Annotated in this window: 2 protein-coding genes, 1 tRNA gene and 1 pseudogene; 1 reads left to right on the top strand and 3 read right to left on the bottom strand. The window is 70.6% G+C overall.

The genetic code is table 11. From position 1 onward, the window contains the following. Window positions 1-61 precede the first annotated feature (61 nt). From VJ976_RS04335 to dnaG, 3 genes are all read right to left on the bottom strand, one after another. A tRNA-Asn gene (locus VJ976_RS04335) sits at window positions 62-134 on the bottom strand. 42 nt (window positions 135-176) lie between these two features. Then, on the bottom strand, window positions 177-764 hold the full coding sequence (locus tag VJ976_RS04330; RefSeq protein ID WP_324098885.1) for a hypothetical protein: 588 nt from the start codon (window positions 762-764) through the stop codon (window positions 177-179). A gap of 2 nt (window positions 765-766) precedes the next feature. Beyond that, window positions 767-2689 (bottom strand): DNA primase, encoded by a 1923-nt coding sequence (dnaG, locus tag VJ976_RS04325; protein WP_324098884.1) that lies wholly within the window; start codon window positions 2687-2689, stop codon window positions 767-769. A gap of 66 nt (window positions 2690-2755) precedes the next feature. Here dnaG and VJ976_RS04320 point away from each other — a divergent pair. Continuing rightward, a pseudogene (locus VJ976_RS04320) lies at window positions 2756-3161 on the top strand (ATP-dependent DNA ligase); the annotation flags it as partial.

Genomic DNA, 3161 nt, shown 5'->3' with positions numbered 1-3161 from the left:
CCAGTTGAGACCTCAGAAGGCCCCTGTCCGGATGTGTCCCGTGCAGAGGCCCTCCCGCCTGCTCCCCCGATTGGACTCGAACCAACAACCCTTCGATTAACAGTCGAATGCTCTGCCAATTGAGCTACAGGGGAAGGAGTGAAGCGGAGGCTGACTGTACCAAAACGGGGGTCTTGCTACGAATCTCCACGACCGTCGTCGGCGGTCCGCTGGGGTGGCAGGCCGACCGCGGTGCGCACCTCGGCACGCACCTTCTCCACCTCGGCGACGAGCTCGGCGTCGGTCGGGCTACTCCCCGGGCCCCAGACCACCTGGTCGATGAGCTCGCGGGTGCGCAGGACCGAGCGCACACTGACCCGGGCGGTGCGTCGCGGACCGACCGAGACCTCCCGAGCCTGGACGACACTGGCCGAGACGCGCTCACGCAAGACCTGGGGCACCCGCCCGGGTCCGGTCCGCGTGCCCAGCACCCACTGCATCGCGCGAACGCCACCGACCCAGCTCAGGCTCAGCGTGGCCGACTCCGGGTCCCAGGCCCCGGTCGCCACCTCGTGCCACCCCCGCTCCATGCCCACGGTGCCAGCCTCCACCACCACCAGCACCCGGAAGGTCGTCAGCACTAGCCACTCCGGCGAGGTGTCGTCCTGCGCCGCCGCCAGCACCGACTCCCCCCGCTGCAGCGACAGGCGGATATCGGTCGGCAGCTTGGCGGGCCCCTCCGGCCGCTGGACAGCACTGCCTTGTCGACGTCGGCTCCATCTCATCCTCACTCCACTCTGGCCCGCAACCGGGCCCGCTCGCGGTGCAGCATCGTGAGCTCCTCACTGAGGGCTCGGGTGGCCTCCTGGTCCGATGCGCTGCGCTGCAACGCGCTGAGCGCGGCGTCGATCCGCTGGCCGAGGGACGCGTCGACGACCCGGTCGACCAGGGAGTCGACATACCGCAACGGCGGCTCACCGGAGCCCGGCTCCAACGTCACCGGCAGGCCGGCCACGACCAGCTCGGCCACCATCGGCGCCACCAGCGGAGGCGTCTGGCCGGCGACTGCGCTCGTCCAACCGGCCGCACTCATCTGCTCGGCCGCGGCGATCCCGCCGGCCTGGCGCACCGCGTGCCAGATGGACTGATGGGCCGGAGCGCGGAAACCGTGCACCGGAAGTGCGTCGACGTCCTCAGCGACCAAGCAGTGTGGGTACTGCAGGGCCACCTGCAGCAGCTGGCGCTCCGCCGCCACGACCGGGTCTCGCAGGTCCGGCACCGGAAGCGCCGGACCTGCGTCCTCGGGTGAATGCTCCGGGGCGGCTCGGGGCTCGGGGTGGGCAGGCTCGCGGGGCTTGCCCTGCCCGGGGCCGGCCACCTCGTGAGCGAAGCGCTGCGCGTCCACACCCAGCCAACCGGCCACGCTGCGGACGTACTCCGCGCGCAGCGTCGAGTCCCGGATAGCGGCGACGATCGGCGCCACGGCCCGCATCGCGTCCACCCGTTGCTCGGTCCGGTCCAGATCGTAGGGCGCCATCGTCGTGCGCACGGCGAAGTCGAACATGGGCACGGCCCCGTCGATGAGCTCACGCACGGCACCGTCCCCGGCGGACTGTCGCAGGTCGTTCGGATCCTGACCGGCCGGGGCCACCGCGACGTAGGACTGCGAGGCCCATCGCTGGTCCTGCTCGTAGGCGCGCATCGCCGCCTTCTGACCGGCGGCATCCCCGTCGAAGGTGAAGACCACCCTGGCCGGGGCCACCCCGGGCTCGTCGCGCAGGATCCGCCGCAGCGTCTTGATGTGCTCCACTCCGAACGAGGTACCGCAGGTGGCAACGGCTACCTCGATCCCGGCCATGTGACAGGCCATCACGTCGGTGTACCCCTCGACGATCACCGCCTGCCGGCTGCTGGCCATCGACTTCTTGGCGAGGTCCAGCCCGTACAGCACCGCCGTCTTCTTGTAGATGGGGGTCTCGGCGGTGTTGAGGTACTTGGCGGCGATCCGGTCCTCGTCGAAGAGGCGTCGGGCACCGAAGCCCACCGTGTCGCCGGTGATGTCACGGATCGGCCAGATCACCCGGCCGCGGAAGCGGTCGTACAGGCCCCGCTGCCCGCGGCCCACCAGACCGGCCGAGACGAGCTCGGCCTCACTGAACCCCTTGTCCCGCAGGTGACCGGCCAGGGCACCCCCCGAGGACGGAGCGAACCCGACCTGGAAACTGGTCGCCACTCTCGAGTTGAATCCCTTGCCCCGCAGGAAGTCTCGGGCCGCCCGCGCCTCGGCCGAGTCGAGCAGCGCGGTGTGGTAGAACTCGGCAGCTGCCCGGTTGGCCTCGACCAGCCGGGTGCGCCGGCCCAGGCCCCCGCCCTCGGCGCCGTCGCCCGGCCGGCCCCCCGTGTGCTCCTCGTAGTGCAGCTCCATGCCCAGCTGAGCGGCCAGACGTTCTACAGCCTCGGCGAAGCTCAGGTGGTCGATGGCCATCACGAAGGCCAGGATGTCGCCGCCCTCGCCGCAGCCGAAGCAGTGCCAGGCCCCGGCCGTCGGGCGCACCGTGAACGAGGGCGTCTTCTCGTCGTGGAAGGGGCACAGCCCTTTGAGCGAGCCCGTGCCTGCGGGCCGCAGCGTCACGTGTTCGCGCACCACGTCCTCGATCGAGGCACGCTCCTTGACCGCCTGCACATCGTCGGTCTTGATCAGCCCGGCCACCCACACTCCTGTCCGCTCTGCCGCTGAGTCTAGGCGGCGCCGCGCGAGCTGTGGTGAAGTAGGGATGTGTCCGCCTCCGGCAGTCCCTCGACCACGCTGGACGTCGGTGAGCGCTCGGTGAGGATCTCGAACCCCGATCGCGTGTACTTCCCCCAGGCCGGGCACACCAAGCTCGACCTGGCGCGGTACTACCTGTCGGTGGGTGCAGGCATCGTGACTGCCCTCCAGGAGCGGCCGTGCATGCTGCACCGCTTCCCCGAGGGGATCACCGGTGAGAAGGTGCACCAGAAGCGCCTCCCCCGCGGTGCCCCAGACTGGGTCGAAACGGCGCGGATCCACTTCCCCCGCTGGAACCGGACTGCCGACGAGCTGTGCGTCACCGAGCTGGCCAGCGTCATCTGGGCGGTGCAGATGTCCACGGTGGAGTTCCACCCCTGGAACAGCCGTCGCGCGGACGTGGAGCGGCCCGACG

Source organism: Ornithinimicrobium sp., from assembly GCF_035267225.1.
GTDB lineage: Bacteria > Actinomycetota > Actinomycetes > Actinomycetales > Dermatophilaceae > Ornithinicoccus.
This window is presented reverse-complemented; position numbering and strand designations above follow the sequence as displayed.